This window comes from Streptosporangium brasiliense (genome assembly GCF_030811595.1).
In the GTDB taxonomy this organism is placed as follows: Bacteria; Actinomycetota; Actinomycetes; order Streptosporangiales; family Streptosporangiaceae; genus Streptosporangium; species Streptosporangium brasiliense.
This window is the reverse complement of the sequence record NZ_JAUSRB010000002.1, coordinates 2,114,469-2,136,215: the sequence shown is the minus strand read 5'-3', so window position 1 is coordinate 2,136,215 and position 21,747 is coordinate 2,114,469. Positions and strand designations below refer to the sequence as shown.

At 71.9% G+C, this 21,747-nt stretch carries 17 protein-coding genes; 8 read left to right on the top strand and 9 right to left on the bottom strand.

Going from position 1 to position 21,747, the window contains the following annotated elements; all coding sequences use genetic code 11:
• Window positions 1–107: 107 nt before the first annotated feature.
• Window positions 108–1,670, top strand: coding sequence for a glycosyl hydrolase family 18 protein (locus J2S55_RS18660; RefSeq protein ID WP_306862418.1), 1,563 nt, complete (start codon window positions 108–110; stop codon window positions 1,668–1,670).
• A gap of 287 nt (window positions 1,671–1,957) precedes the next feature.
• Here J2S55_RS18660 and J2S55_RS18655 read toward each other — a convergent pair whose 3' ends face one another.
• Window positions 1,958–2,647: a DUF4097 family beta strand repeat-containing protein gene (locus J2S55_RS18655; protein ID WP_306875475.1), complete on the bottom strand. Its 690-nt coding sequence runs from the start codon at window positions 2,645–2,647 to the stop codon at window positions 1,958–1,960.
• A 102-nt stretch (window positions 2,648–2,749) separates the two neighbouring features.
• Window positions 2,750–3,043 carry a putative quinol monooxygenase gene (locus J2S55_RS18650; RefSeq protein WP_306862414.1) on the bottom strand — a complete coding sequence of 98 codons (294 nt, stop codon included), beginning with the start codon at window positions 3,041–3,043 and terminating at the stop codon, window positions 2,750–2,752.
• 196 nt (window positions 3,044–3,239) lie between these two features.
• Between J2S55_RS18650 and J2S55_RS18645 the strand changes: the two genes are divergently transcribed.
• The 7 genes from J2S55_RS18645 to J2S55_RS18615 all read left to right on the top strand — a co-directional run bounded on the left by J2S55_RS18645 (window position 3,240) and on the right by J2S55_RS18615 (window position 12,676).
• A complete protein-coding gene (locus J2S55_RS18645; protein ID WP_306862412.1) occupies window positions 3,240–4,676 on the top strand; it encodes an MFS transporter in 1,437 nt (478 codons plus the stop codon).
• A 39-nt stretch (window positions 4,677–4,715) separates the two neighbouring features.
• Window positions 4,716–6,296 carry an FGGY family carbohydrate kinase gene (locus J2S55_RS18640; protein WP_306862410.1) on the top strand — a complete coding sequence of 527 codons (1,581 nt, stop codon included), beginning with the start codon at window positions 4,716–4,718 and terminating at the stop codon, window positions 6,294–6,296.
• The gene (locus J2S55_RS18635; protein WP_306862408.1) at window positions 6,293–7,966 is read left to right on the top strand and encodes a glycerol-3-phosphate dehydrogenase/oxidase; all 1,674 of its coding nucleotides are present in this window, start codon (window positions 6,293–6,295) and stop codon (window positions 7,964–7,966) included. Before J2S55_RS18640 ends, J2S55_RS18635 begins: the two co-directional genes overlap by 4 nt.
• Entirely contained in the window at window positions 7,963–9,525 is a 1,563-nt protein-coding gene (locus tag J2S55_RS18630) for an FAD-binding oxidoreductase (protein ID WP_306862406.1), read from the top strand. Before J2S55_RS18635 ends, J2S55_RS18630 begins: the two co-directional genes overlap by 4 nt.
• A gap of 16 nt (window positions 9,526–9,541) precedes the next feature.
• Window positions 9,542–10,153 (top strand): glycerol-3-phosphate responsive antiterminator, encoded by a 612-nt coding sequence (locus tag J2S55_RS18625; RefSeq protein WP_306862404.1) that lies wholly within the window; start codon window positions 9,542–9,544, stop codon window positions 10,151–10,153.
• Window positions 10,154–10,603: 450 nt separating this feature from the next.
• Entirely contained in the window at window positions 10,604–11,455 is an 852-nt protein-coding gene (locus J2S55_RS18620) for a DMT family transporter (protein WP_306862402.1), read from the top strand.
• Between the two features lie 99 nt (window positions 11,456–11,554).
• On the top strand, window positions 11,555–12,676 hold the full coding sequence (locus J2S55_RS18615) for an alcohol dehydrogenase catalytic domain-containing protein (RefSeq protein ID WP_306862399.1): 1,122 nt from the start codon (window positions 11,555–11,557) through the stop codon (window positions 12,674–12,676).
• Between the two features lie 54 nt (window positions 12,677–12,730).
• Here the strand turns inward: J2S55_RS18615 and mltG are convergent, their stop codons facing one another.
• From mltG to J2S55_RS18580, 7 genes are all read right to left on the bottom strand, one after another.
• Window positions 12,731–13,690, bottom strand: coding sequence for an endolytic transglycosylase MltG (gene mltG, locus J2S55_RS18610; RefSeq protein WP_306862396.1), 960 nt, complete (start codon window positions 13,688–13,690; stop codon window positions 12,731–12,733).
• Window positions 13,687–14,199, bottom strand: coding sequence for a SigE family RNA polymerase sigma factor (locus tag J2S55_RS18605; RefSeq protein ID WP_306862394.1), 513 nt, complete (start codon window positions 14,197–14,199; stop codon window positions 13,687–13,689). The genes mltG and J2S55_RS18605 overlap by 4 nt, the downstream gene beginning before the upstream one ends.
• Window positions 14,200–14,305: 106 nt before the next feature.
• Window positions 14,306–17,134 (bottom strand): DUF5682 family protein, encoded by a 2,829-nt coding sequence (locus tag J2S55_RS18600; protein ID WP_306862391.1) that lies wholly within the window; start codon window positions 17,132–17,134, stop codon window positions 14,306–14,308.
• Window positions 17,131–18,246, bottom strand: coding sequence for an ATP-binding protein (locus J2S55_RS18595; RefSeq protein ID WP_306862389.1), 1,116 nt, complete (start codon window positions 18,244–18,246; stop codon window positions 17,131–17,133). The genes J2S55_RS18600 and J2S55_RS18595 overlap by 4 nt, the downstream gene beginning before the upstream one ends.
• Before the next feature lie 12 nt (window positions 18,247–18,258).
• Entirely contained in the window at window positions 18,259–19,704 is a 1,446-nt protein-coding gene (locus J2S55_RS18590; RefSeq protein ID WP_306862387.1) for a VWA domain-containing protein, read from the bottom strand.
• Entirely contained in the window at window positions 19,701–21,104 is a 1,404-nt protein-coding gene (locus J2S55_RS18585) for a hypothetical protein (protein ID WP_306862384.1), read from the bottom strand. The genes J2S55_RS18590 and J2S55_RS18585 overlap by 4 nt, the downstream gene beginning before the upstream one ends.
• The gene (locus tag J2S55_RS18580) at window positions 21,101–21,592 is read right to left on the bottom strand and encodes a hypothetical protein (RefSeq protein WP_306862383.1); all 492 of its coding nucleotides are present in this window, start codon (window positions 21,590–21,592) and stop codon (window positions 21,101–21,103) included. Before J2S55_RS18580 ends, J2S55_RS18585 begins: the two co-directional genes overlap by 4 nt.
• Window positions 21,593–21,747 lie beyond the last annotated feature (155 nt).

Sequence of the window (21,747 nt, the reverse complement as noted above, 5' to 3'; positions counted from 1 at the left end):
CTCGCTGGCGAGCGAATCCACCGGCCTCGCCAGTGCGCCATCACCCGTACCCTCACCCCCCTCGATCGGCGCGGAGGCTCCGATCGCTCCTGGTCCGGGAGACCCGCATGCGAAACCGAACATCGCGTCTGCTGACGCTGGCAGTGTCGCTACTGCTGGCGGCCGTGGGCGCCCTCATCGCCCAGACGCCGGCCAGCGCGGCCAACCTGCTTGTGAATCCCGACTTCGAGACCGGAGCCCTCTCGCCCTGGACCTGCGCCGGCGGGCTGGGATCGGTGGTCGGTTCCCCTGCCCGCTCCGGCACGAAGGCGCTCGCCGGCGCGGCGAGCGCCTCCGACACCGCCCAGTGCAGCCAGTCCGTGACCGTCCGGCCGAGCACCGCCTACACCCTGACCGCCTGGGTCCGCGGCAACTACGTATACCTGGGCGTGAACGGCGGCGGATCCACCTGGACCTCATCGGCGACGGCGTACACGCAGCTCACCGTCCCCTTCACCACCGCGGCCAACCAGACCACCGCCGTGATCTACCTGCACGGCTGGTACGGCCAGGGCACCTACTACGCCGATGACGTGAGCTTCGACGGCCCCGGATCCTCGCCGTCCCCCACCCCGACGCCCACCCCGACGCCCACCCCAACACCGACACCGACCCCCACCCCGACACCGACGCCAACCCCCACTCCTACGCCCACGCCCACGCCCACGCCAGGGACGACGTGCCCGGTGAAGTCGAGGCCGGCGGGCAAGGTCCTCCATGGGTACTGGGAGAACTGGGACGGCGCGTCGAACGGTGTGCACCCGCCGCTCGGCTGGATCCCGATCACCGACCCCCGCATCCAGGCCCACGGCTACAACGTGATCAACGCGGCGTTCCCGGTGATCCGCTCCGACGGCACCGCCCTGTGGGAAGACGGCATGGACTCCACCGTCAAGGTCGCCACCCCGGCCGAGATGTGCCAGGCCAAGGCCGCCGGTCTGACGATCCTGATGTCCATCGGCGGAGCGACCGCCGGCATCGATCTCAGCTCCAGCACCGTCGCCGACCGCTTCGTCGCGACCATCGTGCCGATCCTCAAGAAGTACAACTTCGACGGCATCGACATCGACATCGAGACCGGTCTCAGCGGCAGCGGCAACATCAACCAGCTGTCCGCGTCCCAGGCCAACCTCATCCGCATCATCGACGGCGTGCTCGCCCAGATGCCCGCCAACTTCGGCCTGACCATGGCCCCCGAGACGGCGTACGTCACGGGAGGCAGCGTCACCTACGGCTCGATCTGGGGCGCGTATCTGCCGATCATCAAGAAGTACGCCGACAACGGCCGCCTCTGGTGGCTGAACATGCAGTACTACAACGGGAGCATGTACGGCTGCTCCGGTGACTCCTACTCCGCGGGAACGGTTCAGGGATTCACCGCCCAGACCACCTGTCTGGACAAGGGGCTGGTCATCCAGGGCACCACGATCAGGGTCCCCTATGACAAGCAGGTCCCCGGCCTGCCCGCCCAGCCCGGAGCGGGAGGCGGCTACATGTCGCCCTCCCTGGTGAGCCAGAGCTGGAACGGCTTCAACGGCAACCTCAAGGGCCTGATGACCTGGTCCATCAACTGGGACGGGTCGAAGGGCTGGACCTTCGGCGACAACGTCAGGAGCCTGCAAGGTCGCTGACCGGGTGCGCCCGTCCGGGCCTGCCGGTACGGACCCTGTCAGCACGCTGCCCCGGCCGCGCACGGGCCGGGGCAGCGTGCGCGGCCCCCACCGCGGACGGGCTCGCCTGCCGACGGGCTCACTTGCCAGCGGGCTCGCCTGCCGGTTACGCCGGTCCGGGCTTGCGGGCCAGGAGGCAGACGTACGGCCTCTTCCGCCCCTCGCCGGGCTCCTCCAGCAGCCGCGCGATGACGACGAGCCCGGTAGCCCGTCACCGGGCCCGGCACGGTCGGCGCGAGGACGGGACCCTAGGCGGGCAGGACCTTCGCGTCGCCCGTGACGGTGGTGATCGAGATCCGGTGCTTCGAGGCCGAGTTGTCGGTGACCTTCACCGCCACGTCGCCCGTGACCGCGTCCGTGGTCACGTTGTAGGCCCCGTCGGGGACGTAGACGGTACCGTTACCACTGGCGATCTCCATCTCGACGTCGTCGGGCCTGGCCGTGTACCTCAACTCGATGTCACCCGAGACCGTCTCGCCGATGAACTTCTTGCCGCCCAGTCCGCTGGCGACGATGTCGCCGGAACTGGTCGCCGCCTCGACCACCCCGGACAGGGTATGGAGTGTGATGTCGCCCGCTCGGCTGTCCACCTTCACGTGCAGGCCCTTGGGCACCTCCACCCGGTAGTCGACGCCGCACGAGCCCCAGTCCGACTCACACCGGTAGGACACGACCAGCGCCTCTCCCTCCACCCGGTGCTCCGTCTTCGGCTTGTCCCCGCGCCAGTAGAGAGTCTCGACGACCCGGATCCCGGTCCTGTCCTTCTCGACGACCGTGATGTCCCCCGTCCGGCCCCGGACGTCCAGCTTGGCCACCCGGTCCTCGACGTCGTAGGAGACCTCGTCCCGCGCGGAGGCCTTCCCGAGGTCCTGCAGACCGCATCCGGTCAACAACGCGCAAGAGGCCAGCAGTGCTCCGGCGGCGATCACGTTCTTCATCCTCACGACGAAGATCCTCCCGCCCGGCCGGGTGGCCGCGCATCGGGGGATCCCCTGAGAGAACCCCCAGGGGACCCCCAACCGGCGGGCGGCGGGATCGGGTCAGGGGTCGAGAGGCTCGTAGGCGACGACCTCCCGGGAGGCGAGGCGGGCCAGGCAGTCGCCGACGACGTGCTTCTGGAAGTGCTCGGAGGCGCGGTGCGCCTCGAAGGCCGCGGCGTCGACGTACTGTTCGTAGATCATGAACCGCCGGGGGTCGTCGACGGAGACGTGGGCCTGGTAGACGAGATTGCCCGGCTCCCGGCGGGACAGCGGGGTGATGGTCCGGATGATGTCGGCGACGGCGTTCTCCTCTCCGTCACGGGCGGTCCAGACGGCTTGCACGACATAAGACATGGTGTGCGACTTTAGGGTTAATGTCCTTGATTGTCACATTTGGGTCATGACTCTTGACATAACGGACATGCATAAATAACGTCCTGTTAACCGACAGGCACAGACGAAGACATCCCTGTCAGTGGTCTTCGTCTGTGCTTTCTGTCGTTCCTGGACCGCTGGCAAGGGATTCAACCCCCCTGAAAGGCGGCTGGGCATGGACGACGGCCCCGCGACCACAAGAACAGCAGTCATCCGCAACGCGGGAGACGCGGCCGATCTCATCGACACTCTCAAGACCCTGGGCGGCAGGGCGAACTGGATCTGGTTCCTCGCCCTGGCAGGTCTGTTCCTGGACGCCTACTCCAACGCGGCGCTGGGGGCCGGCCTGTCCCCCATGGTCAAGCAGCTGAACCTGTCACCCGCGCAGGTCGGCCTGCTCACCGCGATGGCCCCGGCGATCGCGATCGTCTCCAACCCCTTCGGTGGCTGGCTCGCCGCGCGGATCGGCCGGATCAGACCGCTGCTGATCACGAAGGTCGTCTTCGCGCTCGGCGCTCTGCTGACCGCGGCCGGCTCGGACTTCCAGACGGTCTTCGCCGGGCGGGCCCTGGTGGGCATCGCCTACGGCATGGACTTCGCCGTCGCCATGGCACTGCTCGCCGAATACACGCCCGCCTCCCTCAAGGGCAGGCTCAACTTCTGGCAGGGCGTCTGGTACACCGCGACGACCATGAACCTCCTGCTCACCCTGGTGTTCTACAAGTTCGACGTCGGCGCCGACATCTGGCGCTGGTCCGTCGGCTCCGCGGCCGTCTTCGCGCTCGCCCTGTTCGTGCTGCAGCTGACCTTCCTGGTGGAGAGCCCCACCTGGCTGGCGTCCAAGGGGCGTCTCCGGGAGGCCGTGGCGAACCTCCGCCGGATGTACGGGTTCGCCGCGCAGGAAGGGCCCCAGGAGGACGGGCAGTCCGGGAAGCCGGCGCACCAGGTCGGGCTGCGGGACGCGGGCGTGCTCTTCCGCAAGCCCTACCTGCCGCGGACCATGCTGTCGACCGTCATCTCCCTCACCCAGGCCATGCAGTACTTCGCCGTGGGCTGGTATCTGCCGGTGATCAGCCTTGAGCTGTTCGGCAAGGAGTTCGAGAAGGCGACCCTGGGTTCCATGGCGTTCAACGCCGTCGGCATCATCGGCGGCTGCCTGTCGGCCTACGCCGGCCGCCGGCTGGGTCTGCGGATCAGCTCCATGCTCGGGTACGCCATGGTGTTCGTCGCCCTGCTGGTCATGGGCGCGACGTTCAAGGAACTACCGATCGCGCTGGCCGCCATGCTGCCGGTGCTGTTCATCTTCTTCCACTCCGCCGGCCCCGGCCCCAACGGCAAGTCGATCGCGGCGCTGTCGTACCGCAGCGACATCCGCACGCTGGGCACCGGCGTGACCGGCATGCTCGGCAGCCTCGGATCGGTCGCGGGCCTGTACCTGTTCCCGCAGCTCCAGGCGGGCCTCGGGGTGGGCACCAGCCTGATGCTCCTGTCGGTGGTGCCGCTGGTCGGCCTGCTCACCTGCGTGGCGATCAAGTGGGATCCCACCCGCGTGGCGGTGAACCTGGAAGAAGAGACGATCCGCCTCCAGCAGCGCAAGCCGGTGTCGGCCTGAACGGTGTCCGGCTCGGACACGATGAAAGGACCTTCTCGGATGACCGGAGAACGCCGCCGCGGCGTGCTCAGCATCGATGAGGGCACCACGGGCACCCGTGCCGCCGTCGTCCTCGACGACGGTGGCACGGCACCACCCGCCTACCTGCCCATCTCGGTCTGCTCGCCTGACCATCTGCGCGTCGAACAGGACGGGACGGAGATCTGGGTGAACACCGTCCAGGTCTGCCGTGAGGCGCTGGACTGGGCCTCCGCGCACGGGGTGGAGATCACCGGAGTGTCGATCTCCACCCAGCGCGCCACGGTGCTGTTGTGGGACACGGTGACCGGCGCGCCGCTGAGCCAGGCCGTGGTGTGGCAGGACCGCCGCTACGCCGCCCGGCTGCGGGAGTGGGAGCCGGAGTGGGACGCGCACCTCGTCCAGCACACCGGCCGGCCGGTCGGCTCCCGGGCGCCGCTGCTGTGGGCGGCGGAGGAGCTCACCCGGAACGAGGCCGCCGGCCGGGCCCACGACGAGGGCCGGCTCGCCTTCGGCTCGATCGACACCTGGCTGGTCTGGAAGCTCACCGGCGGGGCGCGCCATGTCATGTCCGCCACGAACGCCGTGGCGACGGGCGCCTACGACCTGCGGACGGGGGACTGGCACGGGCCGTGGGTGGACTTCCTCGGCTGCCCGCGCGACCTGCTGCCGCGGATCGTGGACGAGGACGGCGACTTCGGTGTCACCGACCCGTCGGTCCTCGGTGTGCGGCTGCCCATCCTGTCCGTCATGGGCGACCAGCACGCGGCGATGATCGCGCTCGGCGCCCACCGGCCCGGTCAGGCCATGTGCGTCCACGGGACCGGCACGTTCCTCGACGCCGTCGCGGGCGACCGGCCGCCCGCCCACCTCCGCCAGGTGCCGGGGGTGCTCACCCTGGTCGGCTGGCGGTCCGCGGGCGCGTCCGTGTTCAGCCTGGAGGGGTACGCCCCGACGACCGGCTCCGCGATGCGCTGGCTGTGCGAGGAGATCGGGCTGTTCGAGTCACCGGCCCAGCTGGCCGAGCTCGCCCGCGAGCACACGGGGCCGACCCGGGTGCGGTTCCTGCCCGCGCTGGCGGGGCTGCGGACCCCGGTCTGGTCGCCGGAGGCCACCGGGATCCTCACCGGGCTCAGCCTGTCCACGACCCGGGCGGAGCTGGCGCGCGGCATCCTCGACGGCTTCGCGCACTCGGTGTGCGACCTGCTGGAAGGCGTGGAGGGGGCCATGGGCCGGCCGGTCACCGACCTGTTCTGCGGCGGCGGGCTCGCCACCAGCGACGTGTTGATGTCCAGCCAGGCGGATCTGATCGGCCGGCCCGTACGGCGCGCCCGCGACAACGGGACCGCCAGCCTCCGCGGCACCGCCTACCTCGGCGGCGTGCGGACCGGGCTGTGGCCGAGCCTCTCGGCGGCCGTCGCCGGGCTCCGGACCGCCCCCGTCTTCGAACCCACCCTGTCAGACGCCGGGCGCCAGGAGGCCCGCGCCGAATGGCGCGACCTGCTGGCCCGCCACATCACCCCCGCCGACCACGGCGCCCGGCCGCAGAGGCCCGGGGCCCGCGGCGCCGAACCCGATTCACAGGAGGAATCAACGTCGTGATCCGGCTTCCCGAACGTAAGGCGAGATCAGAGACGAAGAGCGCCATCCGGCGCACCGCGCTGAAACTCGACCGCCAGGAGCAGATCGAACGGCTCGCCTCCCAGCACGTGGACGTCCTCGTCGTCGGCGGCGGCGTCACCGGCTGCTACACCGCGCTGGACGCCGTCACCCGCGGCCTGACCGTGGCGCTCGTGGAGCGGGACGACTTCGCGTCGGGCACCTCCTCCAAGTCGTCGAAGATGGTGCACGGCGGCCTGCGGTACATCGAGCAGGGCAACCTGCCGCTGGTCCGGCGTTCGCTGCTGGAGCGGCAGCGCTTCCGCCACAACGCGCCGCACCTGGTGCAGCGGCTGCCGTTCGTCTTCCCCGTCCTCGCCCAGGACGGCGTCTTCGACGCGCGCATCGCCAAGGCCTTCGAGGGCCTGCTGTGGACCTACGACCTCGCCGGGGGATGGCGCATCGGCAGGCTCCACCAGCGGCTCAGCGTGCCCGAGGTCCTCGCCCGCGCCCCACGGCTGCGCGCCGACCGGCTCAAGGGCGGGCTGCTCTACTACGACAGCCGCACCGACGACGCGCGCCTGACCCTGACCATCGCGCGGACCGCCGCGCACTTCGGGGCGACCGTGCTCAACGGCGCCGCCTGCCGCGGCCTCGTCCGCGAGGGCGGCAGGGTGCGCGGCGCGACCGTCGAGGTCGACGGCCGTGACATCGAGGTGCGGGCGAGCGTCGTGATCAATGCCACCGGAGTCTGGTCGGACACGCTCGACGCCCTGTCGGACCCCGGCCACCGGCCTCGGATCCGCCCCGCCAAGGGGGTGCACATCGTGGTGCCGTGGACCCGGCTGCCCATCGACGGCACCGTGACCGTGCCCATCCCCGGCCGGGCCCGCCGCGCGACCTGCACCCGCTGGGGGGACGTGGTCGTGGTCGGGACGACCGACACCGACTACGAGGGCTCCCTGGAGGAGGTGCTGTGCACCCGGGAGGAGATGCAGTATCTCCTCGACGGGGCCAACACCGCCTTCGACGCCGACCTCACCCCGGACGACGTGGTCGGCTCGATCGCCGGGCTCCGTCCCCTGGTCGGCGGCAAGGAGGGGGCCACCCTCGACATGAGCCGCGACCACCGCATCTCGACGGACGCGCACGGCCTCGTCACCGTCACCGGCGGCAAGCTCACCACCAGCCGCCACATGGGTGAGCTCGTGGTCGACGAGGCCCTGAAGGTGCTCGGCCGCCAGGCCCGCTGCCGTACGGCACGCCTCCCCCTGCTGGGCGGCGCCGGCTACGACACGGAGGCCACCTCGGCCACCGGGGGGCTCGGCGCCCACCTGGGGGAGCGGTACGGCACCGAGGCCCGCTTCGTCGCCGACCTCTTCAACGAGGATCCGTCCCTCGTCGAGCCGATCATCGAGGGCACCGCCCACCTGCGGGCCGAGGTGGTCTACGCGGCCCGGTGCGAGCTGGCGCGGACCGTCGACGACGTGCTGTCCCGCCGCACCCGGATGCGGGTGTTCGCCCGGGACCTGTCGGTCAAGGCGGCCCCGGAGGTCGGCCGGCTGCTCCAGCGGGAGCTCGGGCTGTCCGACGACGAGGTCGCCCGGCAGGTCGACGACTACATCTCCGGCATCGACCGGGAGAAGACCGTACTGATGGAGGGACTTTCATGATCAGCAGGCAGACCATCACCCATCCGTTCAACCGGGGCGACTACGTCGTCGGCGCCCCCACCCCGCCGCGCTGGGCCGCCGACTGCCCGCCCGGCGCGGGAGAGGCCAGTCTGCAGACTGCCGTGGTGGAGGTCCCCGACACGGTCGTCGCCGAGCTGCGCGCGGTCGCCGCCGCCGTGCACACCGACCGGGACGAGGTGATCCTGCGCACCCGTGACTGGTGGGCGGGCACGTCCATCGGGGAGACGGACGGCAACCCCGCCACCCCGGACGCCGTGATCGTCGAGGCGTCCGACGAGGAGCAGGTGGCCGCCGTGGTCCGCGTCTGCCGCGCGCACGGCATCCCCCTGACGGTCTCGGCCGGCCGCAGCAACGTCCTCGGGGCCGCCCTGCCGGTGTTCGGCGGGGTCGTGCTGGACGTCTGCCGGCTCAACCAGATCATCTCCTTCGACGCCGAGTCGATGATCGTCGAGGTGCAGGCGGGCATGTTCGGCGACCTGTTCGAGAAGGAGCTGCAGGAGGTGCACGGCGCCACCACCGGGCACTGGCCGTCCGCCTTCGCCATCTCCACGGTCGGCGGCTGGGCCGCCTGCCGCGGCGCCGGCCAGCTGTCCACCCGGTACGGGAAGATAGAGGACATGGTCGTCGGCCTGGACGTGGTCCTCCCGGACGGGAGCACCGCCAGCTACGGCACCTATCCCCGGGCCGCCGTCGGCCCGGACCTCCGCCAGCTCTTCATCGGCTCCGAGGGCACCCTGGGCGTGATCACCCGGCTGCGGTTGCGGACCCACCGGCTGCCCTCCTACGCGACGGGCCTGGCGTACGGGTTCGACACGTTCGCCGCGGGTCTGGACGCCTGCCGGGAGATCCTCCAGAGGGGCGCGACCCCCGCGGTGCTGCGCCTGTACGACGCGCACGAGAGCGGCACCCATTTCGGCGAGCCGGGCACCAACCTGCTGCTCATCGCCGACGAGGGGGACCCGGCGCTGGTGGACGCGGCCATGGCGGTGGCCGAGGAGGTCTGCGGCGAGCGGGCGTCGGTGACGCTCGACGGCGACGCGCTCCTCGCCCGCTGGCTGGACGAGCGGATGATCGTCGGCAAGTCCGGTGACGGTTTCGCCAAGGGTCCCGGCTTCGTCGCCGACACCTGTGAGATCGCCGGGCCGTGGTCGTCGCTGCCGGCGATCTACGACGAGGTGGTCGCGGCCATCGAGGCGGTCCCGGGGACGCTGCGCGCCTCCGCGCACCAGTCGCACGCCTACACCGACGGGGCCTGCCTGTACTTCTCGCTCCGCGGTGACGTGGAGCGGCCCCGCCGCCGCGAGTGGTACCGGGCCGCCTGGGACGCCGCCAACGAGGTGCTCATCCGGCACGGCGCCGCGATCAGCCACCATCACGGTGTCGGACTGCTGCGCTCGCCGTACGTGGAGCGCTCGCTGGGCAGCGGCTTCGGCACCTGGGTGGCTATCAAGCAGGCCCTCGACCCGACGGGGATCATGAACCCCGGGAAGCTGGGGCTGCCCGACCGTTTCAAGGCCGGTACGGCCGACCAGGGCTAGCACATAAGGTGGATTGGTGAACCATCGTCCAAAACGTCCCGTTGACCGGCGCCTGCTGGCCGCGCTGGCGGAACATCCCGTCATGGCGTCACTGGTCGGTGTGGAGATGGCGGACCGGTTCACCACCACCTCGACCCCGCTCGGCATCCTCGCCTCGGTCCCGCTCGGCGACCTGACGGAGACGGTCCGGCGGACCGTCGCCGCGGGCAAGATCGTGTTCGTCAACATGGACTCGACCCCCGGTCTGGGCCACGACCCCGGCGCCCTGACCTACCTCAAGGGGATCGGGGCGATCGGGATCTGTTCCACCCGCGCGGCGATCATCGAGCGGGCGAGCAGTCTGGGCCTGCTGGCCATGCAGAAGGTGTTCGTCACCGACCGCTCCAACCTGCACCGCAGCCTCCAGTCCGTCGCCCGCTCCCGCCCGGACCTGGTCCAGCTCATGCCCGCTGTCGTGTTGCGCTACATGGAGCAGCAGGCCAGAGCGCTCGGCGTGCCGTATCTGGCGGCCGGGTTCGTCCAGGACGAGGCGGACGTGGTCGAGGCACTCCACCACGGTGCCGCCGGGGTCTGCACCTCGGACGAGGAGCTGTGGGGGCTGCGCCGCTCGGCCCTGCGCGCCTCCTGAGACACCTCCCGGCCCACCGGCCCACCCGTACCGCCCCGCCCTGACGCGCGGGCGGGTCCGCGTGACCCCAGATCACGCGGGGCGGGTCCGTGTAACCCCAGATCACGCGGGGCGGTCCGCGTGGCCTCGGCCGCCGCATGAGCGTGATCCGCCGGCGGCCATCCGCAGTGAGCAGTCTCCGCACGGAAGGACGACTCGATGACGCCGGTAACGCCGGATCTGTCCGGACCGCGCCCTGGGCCGCCGCCGGCGGCTCCCGGGGTACCACCCGGCGGCACGGACGGGAGCGCGTCCGGCGGCACGGACGGGAGCGCACCCGACGACACGGACAGGACCGCGTCCAGCGGCACGGACGGGAGCACATCCGGCGGCACGGACGGGAGCACATCCGGCGGCACGGACGGGGCCGCGTCCGGGCCGGAACCGCCGGCGGGCGGGAGCCCACGCCTGATGGCGGCCGCGCCTGCCGTGTTCGTCGTGCTCTGGAGCAGCGCGTTCATCGCCGGCATTCCGGGGGTCGCGGCCGCTCCGCCGCTGCTCCTGATGTTCGCGCGCTTCGCCCTGGCCGGGGTGCTGCTCGCCGGGTACGCCCTGATCACGCGCGCGCCCTGGCCACGCGGCCGGGCCCTGGCGCACATCGCCGTCTCCGGTCTGCTCATCCAGGCCGTCCAGTTCGGCAGCTTCTACACCGCGCTCGGCATGGGCTTCCCGGCGGCCGTCGTCTCCCTCGTCCAGGGGCTCAACCCTGTCGTCATCGTGCTGGCCACGCGCTTCCTCGGCGAGAGGGTCACCCGGCGGCAGGGACTCGGCTTCGCCCTCGGCGCGGCCGGTGTGATGCTCGCCGTCGCCGACCGGGTGAGCCTTTCGATCTGGGGCGTGGTGCTGTGCCTGGTCGGGCTGTTCGGCCTGAGCGCCGGCACCCTCTACCAGAAGCGTTTCGTCCCGCGCATGGACGTCCGCACCGGGACCGCCGTGCAGCTTCTCGCCAGCGCCCCGGCGGTCGGGCTGGCCTGCCTGGCCGTCGAGACCCCGCGGGTGTCGGACTGGGCGGCGTTCGGCGGGTCCGTGGCCTGGATGGTGCTGGTCAACTCCATCGCGGCGTTCATCCTGCTCAACATGATGCTGCTGCGCTCGTCCGCCAGCCGGGTCAGCACGATGTTCTTCCTGACGCCCTCGGTGACGGCGGTGCTGGCCTGGCTGCTCGTCGGCCAGTCACTGCACCCGCTCGCCGTCGCCGGGCTCGTCCTCGGCGGCGCCGGCGTCCTGCTCGCCAATCACCGGCCGGCACAGGACGAAGGGTGAACGGCCTGGTCCCGCCCCCGGCGGCTCCACCCGCGCGTCTGCCCCAGAAACCGATGTCGAACAGAACCCCGAACCCCGAACCCCCGGAGAGGTGATGTGATGAGAATCCGCGGAGCCGTCCTCGAAGAGATCGGCCGGTCGCGCCCGTACGCCGAGTCCCGGCCGCTGTCGGTCTCCGAGCTCGAACTGGACCCGCCCGGCCCCGGCGAGCTCCTCGTCAGGATCGAGGCGGCGGGCGTGTGCCACTCGGACCTGTCGGTCGTCGACGGCAACCGGGTGCGCCCGGTCCCCATGCTCCTGGGGCACGAGGCGGCCGGCCTGGTGGAGCAGGTCGGCACGGGCGTCGATGACGTCGAGGTCGGCCGGCGGGTCGTCATGACCTTCCTGCCTCGCTGCGGCGGGTGCGAGGGCTGTGCCACCGACGGGGTGACGCCCTGCGTCCCCGGAAGCGCGGCGAACAACAGGGGAGCGCTGCTGGCCGGCGGCGTCCGCCTGCGCCGGGACGGCGCCGAGGTCCTGCACCACCTCGGGGTCTCCGCCTTCGCCACCCACGCCGTCGTCGACCGGCACTCGGTCGTCCCGGTGGGCGAGGACGTCCCTCCCGAGGTCGCCGCGATCCTCGGCTGCGCCGTGCTCACCGGCGGCGGCGCGGTCATCAACGTCGGCAGGCCCTCCGCCGGTCAGACGGTGATGGTCGTCGGGCTCGGCGGCGTCGGCATGGCCGCGCTGATCACCGCCCTCGCCTTCGACGGCGTCACGGTCATCGGCGTCGACGGCAACCCGGACAAGCTCGTCACCGCACAGGAACTGGGCGCCCACGCGGTGTACCGCCCCGCCGAGGTCGTCGAGCTCGGGATCAAGGCGCCGATCGTCGTCGAGGCGGCAGGGAACGCCCGGGCCTTCGAGACCGCGGTCACGGCGACCGCGCCCGGCGGCCGCACCGTCACCGTGGGGCTCCCCGCGCCCGACGCCCGAGCGTCGATCTCGCCGCTCGGGCTCGTGGCGGAGGGACGGACCATCGTCGGAAGCTATCTCGGCTCGGCGGTCCCCGCCCGCGACATCCCCGTCTTCGCCCAGATGTGGCGCGAAGGCAGGCTCCCGGTCGAGGCGCTGGTGTCGTCGAGGATCCGGCTCTCCGCCGTGAACGAGGCGATGGACCAGCTCGCCGACGGGACCGCCATCCGCCAGGTCATCGTGTTCGACGACGCCGACGGCCGGTAGACCCGCCGAGGGTCCGGGGGACACGTGATCGCAGGCGGGACGCGCGCCGCTCCGTCACCCCTTCCTGCGGTTCTTCTGGAACTCCTCCTTCAGCTTGAGGAACTCGGATTCGGAGCCGGCGAACTTCGTGACGCCCTTCTCCGGATCGGTCGTCACGAAGAACAGCCAGGGGCCGGGGGCCGGCTTCAGGGCGGCCTCGATGGCGTCGTCCCCCGGGTTGCCGATGGGACCGGGCGGCAGGCCGAGGCGCATGTAGGTGTTGTACGGCGACCGGCTCCGGATGTCCTCGTTCGACGCACTGACGCCGTACTTGTTCAGGCCGTACATGACCGTGCTGTCCAACTGCAGCTTCATCTCGGGCGTGTGGTTCAGCCGGTTGTGGATGACCCGCGCGATCTTGGGCATGTCGCGCTTGTCGGTCGACTCGGCCTGGACGATGCTGGCGATGGTCAGGATCTCCAGTGGCGTACGGCCGGCGCGCCTGGCGCCGGCCACCAGGTCGGCGTCCTGGGCCGCGCGGTTGAAGCGGGTGACCATCGCGGCGAGGATCTCGCGGGGGCTCGACTCGGGCGAGACCTCGTAGGTCGCGGGGAAGGCGAATCCTTCCAGCGCGCCCTTGGCGTAGGCCGGCAGGCCGAGCGCCCCGCCGTCCTTGACGGCCCGCTCGAACTCCGCCACGGGCCTGCCGGTGGCGGTCGAGAGCCGATCCAAGATGTCCGAGAGCCGCAGCCCCGCTTTCACGGTCAGGGTGGTCCGCCCCCGTCCGGTCTCCACAAGCGCCTGGCCGGTGCCCTGCCCGGTGGACTCCCGCGGCACCGTCACCCGGGAGGACAGCCCTTCGACCGCGAGTGCGGCTCCGACCGCCAGCACCGTGACGGCGGCCGCCGCCGCCAGGGCGAGGCCACGGCGGGGGGATCGGCCTCCGTCGGCCTGGAGGAACCGGCCCGGTGGGGGTGGCTGCTCATCGTGGGCCATGTCGGAAAGGGTCTCGCGCAGCAGATCCTCGATGTTCATCGCAGCTCCCTCACGGTGCTCAGCTCGGGTGCGGCCTTCTTCAGGCGCTCCAACGACCGGTAGATCTGGCTGCGGACCGAGCCCACCCTGACCCCGAGCAGCCGTGCGATCTCGGTCTCGGACAGGTCTTCGAAGTAGCGCAGCACGAGTATGGTCCGCTGCCGGGGTGTCAGCCGGGCAAGAGCCGTGCGCATCACCAGGCGGAGGTCCACGATCTCGGCGTGCCCGTCGCCGATCTGTTCGGGCAGCCACCCGGTGGACACTTCCGCGATGCGGGAACGGCGCCGCCACCAGCTCACCTGCTCGTGGTACATGACGCGGCGGACGTAACCCTCGACGGCCGCCGGGTCGCGCAGGTCGCGCCACTTCGCCGACGTCTTGGCCAGCGCCGACTGCACCAGGTCCTCAGCGGCGTGCCGGTCACCGGTCAGCAGGTACGCGGTACGGAACAGAGCCTCCGACCGGTCGATGACGAACTGCCGGAAGTCCGCCGCAAATCCTGGATCCACCCGTCCTCCTCGCTGTGTCACCAGCCAAGGACGCGGGCAGGTCTCCGATCTATGCCGACCCGTCCGGGCCGACCTGTCTCCAGGACCGCCCGGGACGGCTCGTCGCTCAGCCCACCGCCTGGGAGAGCATGGTCCGGGACGGCGCGAGCAGTCCCGCGACGGCGTCGGCGGCCGCGGGATGCCGGGCCAGCAGTTCCGCCACCGCGGGGTGGCCGGGCCCGTCGGCGGCGGGGACGGCCTCCTGCCATCCGCCGTCGCATCCGAGCAGCGCGGCCACGGCGTCGCACGCCGCCGGGTGGCCGGCCAGCAGCCCGGTCACCGGCCCGGCCGGCGCGGCCACCCGTCCGGCGGGCGCCTGCGGCACCGCCCGCGCCGCCCACGGCGGCACCCACGTGTCGACGGCGGCCAGGCTCGCCGGGAACGTGCGGCCGGCTTCGCGGACGAGTACGGGCACGAGTTCGGGCGCCTGGTCCCGGAGGGTCGTGATCAATGTGGGCAGCCACGGGAGCAGGATGGCGTCGGGCAGCCGGGCGAAGGCCTTGGACATCATCTCGACCACGAAGGGCGCCAGCGCCGGAGCCGGCTCCAGCGCCTGGACGAACCCGCTCATGTACTGGGGGAAGGCCGGGATGACCAGCGGGTTGGCCAGCAGCTCGTCGCAGCGCGAGCGCAGCTCGGCCATCGGCAGCAGGCCGAGCTGGGACTGAGCGGCCCACAGCAGCGCCACCTTGGCGGGCGCCTCGGGATGCGACTGCCGTACGGCCAGTTCGAGCTGCGCGCGGTCACACCCCAGGGCGAGCGCGAGGCTCTCCATGCTGGACAGGAAGCCGAGCATGGCGGCCACCTGGCGGACACCGGTGTCGTCGTCCACGAAGGCGGTCGGCAGCAGCGTGCAGTAGTGCGCGTATCCGGCGGTGACGAAGTCCTCGCACCACGCCGGCAGCACCGGCTCGGTGGCGCGGTAGTGGGTCAGCAGCCTGCGGATCCGGCGCAGCACCTCGGGGGCGTCGTCCACGGTGCGCTCGGCGGCCAGCAGCTCGACCGCCCGCGCGCCGAGCTCGTCGGTGAAGCGCCGGCTGCCCAGGTAGAGGATGGCGTCCTCGACGGCCGCGAGGGCGACGGCGGCGGTGGCCCGGGGCTCCCACACGCTACGGCGCAGGCGCTGCTCCAGCACCTGCTCGACGGTGACTCCCTCGTAGCCCAGCTCGATGATCGCCCGCTGGTGGTGGCCGATCGCCAGGTCCCAGCTCTCCTGGATCGACCGCTCGCCCAGCTTGCGCGAGCCCATGATGGGACGGACGGCGCCGTCGGGCAGCAGGTGGCGCAGTATCCACAGCAGGTGGGAGCAGGGCACCAGCTCCGGGGACGCGTCGAGGTTCAGCAGCGCCCGCTGCACCGCGCGCTTGTCCAGGTTGAGTCCCAGCGGGCTCAGCCGGTCGTACACGTCCTGGGCCAGCGGCGGCAGGGCGTGGTAGCCGACCTGGCCGATCCGGTCACCGCCCAGGAGGATCTCGCACAGCCGGCGCACGTCGCGGCGGCCGGGCACCACGTCCTTCTCGATGCACGTGACCGCGGCGTCCTGGAAGTCGTAGGGCGTGGGACGGGCCCGGTTGCGCATGCCTGCGAGCAGGATGGACGTCTCGAACACGGCGATGGCGTCCGCCGTGCTGGCCAGGTAGCCGTTGCCGCGGGCCAGCCGGACGATGTCGACGCACCACCCCAGCAGCTCGGCCTCGTCAAGGCCGTCCAGCGCGGGCGGGTCCGACAGGAAACCGGACAGCCGGTCGGTGACCGGCCCCGGCGGGGCGGGCGCCGCCAGCGGTGCGCGCCCCGCCCGCTTGCGGGCGCCCTGCTGGCCCGCGAGCCGGTACGGCGTGACGCCCCAGCGCGCCACCGCCTTGGTCCAGGTCGCCGCGGCGATCGACACCGAGCCGGAGGCCAGCCCGAACTGGGCCTCGATGGCGGAGTGGCTGGAGGGGATGAGCCCGTACAGCCAGCGCGTGGCCGTGGGGGGGCTGATGTCGTAGGCCGGCGCCTCGGCCGCCAGCCCGAACTGCTCGACCCGGCTGGCCGCGTGGAAGGCGCCGCACACGTACAGGCACTGCGACGGGTCGACGCCGGACGCGGCCAGGTGCTCGCGCATCCGGGTCCACATGTAGCGCTCGCGGTCCTCGTCACGGGCCAGCCGGTCGCCGTCGCCGGGGCCCAGCCGCCGGAACAGGCTGCCGATCAGCACCATGACCTGGCGGTAGGTCTCGTAGTCCGCGCCGACCAGAGGCTGCTCCACATACTGGTCCCACCACTCGGACCAGTGCCGGACCTTGCCGTGGTGGAGCAGGTGCGCCTCCAGCTCGGCGAAGCGGGGCCGCAGGTCGCCGATCTCGATGCCGACGGCGTCGCCGTGCAGGGCCGCCTCCTCGCCGTGCCCGGCGGCGTCCTCGTCGGCCGTCGGGGGCTCGGCCGGCTCGCGGGGCAGCCACTGGAAGACGTGGTCGGCCGAACGGTCCACCAGCACCAGCTCGACGTCCGGCGTGTCGAGGGCGTAGGCGATGGCCTGGTACTCGGCCGACGCCTCGGTGATGGGCGCCACGACGCTGAGCGGCCCCCACGCCGGTGGGAAGCCGTCGAGCTCGGAGGCGAACGCCTGCAGCGCCACGGGGAGGCGGCAGTTGCGCAGCTCGTCCAGGAGCGGCTGCAGGTCCTCGCACAGCTCCAGATAGACGACCTTGGGCTGCTTCTCGCGCAGGCGCCGTGCCATGGCCAGCGCCGAGGCCGGTGAGTGGTGGCACACCGGGAAGATCTCAAGCTCCTCGCGCAGCGCCCGGTCGACGTCGTCGACCATGCCCGACAGGATGCCGGGCACGGTGCCCGGGGCGTCGGCGAAGGCGGTGGCGGCATCGAGCAGCTGCTCGCGCAGGGCGCCGAAAGGGCTCATGACAGCGTGGAGATCGCCTGGCGGCCGCCTTCGAGGAATTCCTTCCACTCCCCGCCGTCCTTCTTGCTCCGGGGCTCGACGACACCGTGCCAGTACTTGTTCAGGATGGCCAGGTCCTCCGGGCTGCGGCGGGCCAGCGAGCCCACCAGCGAGCCGGCCAGGGTCTCCGCCCGCAGCGTGCGGTCGCCGAAGAACTGGCTGTGCAGGATGGCGTCCTCCAGCACGCCGATCTGCTCGGCCGTGGACAGCGCCGACTCCAGCTTCTCGTCGTCGCTGGTGGCCGAGGCCGCCGCGGCGCGCAGGTCGGCGAAGCTCTGCAGCAGGATGTCCAGCAGCGTGGGCGGCAGCTCCAGCTCGATCCGGTGCCGGCGCAGCAGCTCCGTGGTGCGGAAGCGGACGATCTCCGCCTCGCTGCGCTTGTTCGTCACCACGGGGATGCGGACGAAGTTGAAGCGCCGCTTCAGGGCCGACGAGAGGTCGTTGACGCCGCGGTCCCGGCTGTTGGCCGTGGCGATGATCGAGAACCCGGGCTGGGCGAAGACGATGTTGTCGTCGTCGAGCTCGGGGATGGACACGTACTTCTCGGACAGGATGGAGATCAGGGCGTCCTGCACGTCACTGGTCGAGCGGGTCAGCTCCTCGAAGCGGCCGATCACCCCCTGCTCCATCGCCGTCATGATCGGCGAGGGGATCATCGACTGGCGGGACTGCCCCTTGGCGATCACCATGGAGACGTTCCACGAATACTTGATGTGGTCCTCGGTGGTGCCGGCCGTACCCTGAACGACGAGGGTGGAGTTGCGGCAGATGGCGGCCGCGAGCAGCTCGGCGAGCCAGCTCTTGCCGGTGCCGGGGTCGCCGATCAGCAGCAGTCCCCGGTCCGAGGCCAGGGTGACGATGCTGCGCTCGACGAAGCTGCGGTCACCGAACCACTTCTGGGAGATCTCGCGGTCGAGCCCGTCGGAGCGCTCGGACCCGAGCACGAACAGCCGCACCATCCGGGGGCTGAGCCGCCACGAGAACGGCTTGGGCCCGTCGTCGACGGACTCCAGCCAGTCGAGCTCCTCGGCGTACTTCACCTCGGCGGGGGCACGCAGCATCTCGTTGGTCATTCGCGGGGTCTCCTAGGCGAGGAAGTTCTTGAGCTCGAACACGAGTTTGCGGATGTGGCCCGAGATCACGGGGGTGCCCAGGTCCTTGAGTTTCTGGCGGAACCAGGGGTCCACACTCTGGTGTCCCGAGCTGTTCACCGAGCCGACCGGGATGAACTTCACCCCTGACCGGTGCACCGCCTCGAAGTCGGTGATCAGTGCTCGGTTGTCGTAGAAGTCGGAGATCCACACCATCACGGTGTTGCGCGGATCGGCGATCTTCGGCCGGGCGAGGGCCATCGCGACGGTCCCGTCGGTGCCGCCGCCGAGCGTCGTCCGCAGCAGCACCTCGAACGGGTCGTGCACCCACGGGGTCAGGTCGAGCGCGCGGGTGTCGTAGGCGACCAGGTGCACGTCCACCTTGGGCAGCCCGGCGAAGATCGAGGCGAGGATCGTGCAGTTCACCATCGCGTCGACCATCGACCCCGACTGGTCGACGACCACGATCAACCGCGCGGGCGTGGTGCGGCGGGCGGTGTGCCGGTAGTACAGCCGGTCCACGTACAGCCGCTGGTCCTCCGGGCTCCAGTTGGTCAGGTTCTTCCAGATCGTCCGTTCGAGGTCGAGGTTGCGGAAGACCCGCTTCGGCGGCACCGACCTGTCGACGACGCCGACGCTGGTCTTCTCGACCTGCGTGCGCAGCACCTCGGCGACCTCGTCGACGAACCTGCGGATCAGCGCCTTGGCGTTGGCCAGCGCGACCCCCGACAGGTTGGCCTTGTCCCGCAGCAACTGCTCGATGAGCGACATGCTCGGCGTGAGCTTCCTGGCCAGGGCCGGGTCGGCGAGCACCTCGCGCAGGCGCATGCGCTTGACGAGGTCGCCCTCCAGACCGGCCAGGACACCGGCCAGCTCGCCCGCGCCGGGACGGGAGCGCAGCTCACCCGGCTCGGCCCCGAGCGCCTGCTCGAACCAGCCGGCGTCCTGCTGCCAGCGGGCCAGGTCGGTGGCGGTGACGTTGCCCGTCCCGGTCGAGAACACGTTGAGCAGGAGCTTCGACACCAGAGCCGCCCGGCGCACCTCGGCCGCGCCGTCGCGCTCAGGCCGGTCAGCGCCATCATCCTCGGCCGCGCCGTCCCGCTCAGGCCGGTCACCATCGCCCTCGGGCGCACCGGCCCGCTCAGGCCGGTCAGCGCCGTCGCCCTCGGCCGCACCGTCACCTTCCGTCGGCTGGTCGCCGCCGTCGCGCTGCGCCATCAGGCCCCGCAGCTCGGCGCCCAGGTCCGGGAAGCGCTGCACGAGGGTGTCGACCGACACCGACGGGTCGAGCAGCGCCGGCGGCAGCCCGAGATCGTCGACGATGGCCACGCCGGCGGCCTCCAGCGAGGGCTGCTCGTCGGTGTCGAACACGCGCGCCAGAAGACGCCAGTAGAGCACCTGGCGCCGGTTCTCGTCGGCGCTGATCCGGGGGTCGCTCATCGCCGCAGCAACCGCCCGGCCCGCTCGCGCAGCACGGCCACCACGTCGCCGGCCCTGGCCTCGGCCTTGGCGGCCTTGGGGTCGGTGGGGCCCAGCGCCCAGTCGCCGTTGTACGCCGTGACCGGCTTGCGCTTGACCGTCGCCTGGACCGCCAGGGGCTGCAGCAGCCATCGGCCGCCGTCCCAGCGGATCAGGCCGATGCAGGCCGAGGAGGCGGTCACCAGCTCGGGGGTGAGCGGGCCGCAGGCCGGCAGGCGGTCGACGTCGACGTCGAGGGTGTTGCCGTCCAGGTCCAACGTGCCGTCGGCGGCCACCTTGTAGCCCTCCACCAGCACGGGTTCGGCGATGCGCACCGGATGGCGGTCCAGGGGCGGCACCGCCGGGGCGAGCGCGCCGGTGAGCTGGACCCGGGCGGTGGCGAACGGGTCGGCGGGCCCGCCCGCGCGGGCCCGGTCCTCATGCCACACCAGGTCACCGCTGCCCAGCAGGGGCAGGTCCGTGACCTCCAGGCCGCGGTGCTCGGCCAGCGCGCCCAGCAGCACGGGGTAGGCGCCGAGCAGCCGCCACAGGGTCGGGCCGACGATCGTGTCCACCTTCGCGGCGGCGACGCTGGTGCGCACCAGCCGGGACGGCCCGCCGCCGGCAGGCTCCAGCACGCCGTGCACCTGCACCTGCACCGCGGTGCCGTGCTCGTGCACGTCGGCGCCGAGGATCAGCAGCCGGCCCGACACCGTCTCCGCGGGCGCGGAACCGCCGGGCAGACCGCCGGGCTGCGACAGCAGCAGGGCACGCGTCCACAGGTCGGCCCAGCGCCGCGCGGGCAGCCGCTCGGCCGCCCCGACCGGGCATGACGCCCGCAGCTCGGCCGCCAGGCCGTCGAGCAGCACCGCCGGCCGGCGCAGCTCCGGTACGGCCAGCAGGGCCTCAAGTGTCTGGTCCGAGGCGGAGACGAGGTCGTGGTCGACGCCCCGCCATCCGGTGATGGCCAGCTCGTGGAGCCAGGACCGGGCCCCGCTGAGCAGGTTGTCGGCCACGGGCGCCGCCGTGGACGGCGCTTCCTCCCACGGGGCCCTGGACCGTCCCAGCGCGGCGTCGAGACGGCCGAGCAGGGCGTCGTGCACCGCGCCGAGCAGGGCGGCGCGCCCGCCGGCCAGCACCGTCAGATGCTCGCCGGCGACCGAGCCGGCGGCGAGCTTTCCGGCCGCCTCGTCCGCGCGTCCGCCGAGCGGCGTGGCGGCCAGGGCCCCGGCCAGGGCCGCGAGCGCCGCGGCGCGGTCCTCGCCGAGCCGGGCGAATCCGTGCACGAGGGCGTCGTCGAAGCCCGTCACCAGGTCGAGGGCCTCCCTGACTCCCACCGGGTCGCCGTCGAGCAGTTCGGCCAGCTGTACTCCGAGCATCATCGGGCCGCCCCCGTGGCCGGGAACCAGTGCAGTTCGGGGATGGGCTCGGTGGTGTCGGGCAGCTCCAGGTAGGCCAGGTGGCGCAGGAAGCGGCTGAACACGACGGCCGCCGGCGCGGGCTCGTGCCCGCCGCGCAGGCAGCTCATCAGGTCCGCGCCGTCGCCGACCTCGACGCGCAGGTAGCGGGCCACCCGGTCGAGGCCGTACTGCAGCACGGCCTCCGCGGCGAGCGCCTGCAGGTGCTTGCACGGCGAGCCGTACACCCCGCCGCACGGCCGGTTGTTGTTGGTGCTGCAGCTGAAACCGTGCGTCCCGGCGGCGATCGACGAGACGTACACCCGGGCGATGTCCGAACCGCTCGACACGACACCCTGCAGCCGTCCGTCCGCCAGTTCGACGAAGGGGACCTTCGCCAGTTTGCGGGGCTGGACGGGGGAGACCACCCGCGCCACGCTGCACTGCTCCCACGCGGTTCTGTCCGCGCTCACGATCCTCGACCTCCAGCCCAACGGCTCGCGGACGCCAGGCTGTGCTGCGGCATCTACGCGAACGGCCGATCCATGATCCGGAAATGTACCCCATGGGCGCGTCGGCTGCGACCTGGCTCCGGAGCCCGGCGCCGCCCCTCCGGGACCTGTCCGGC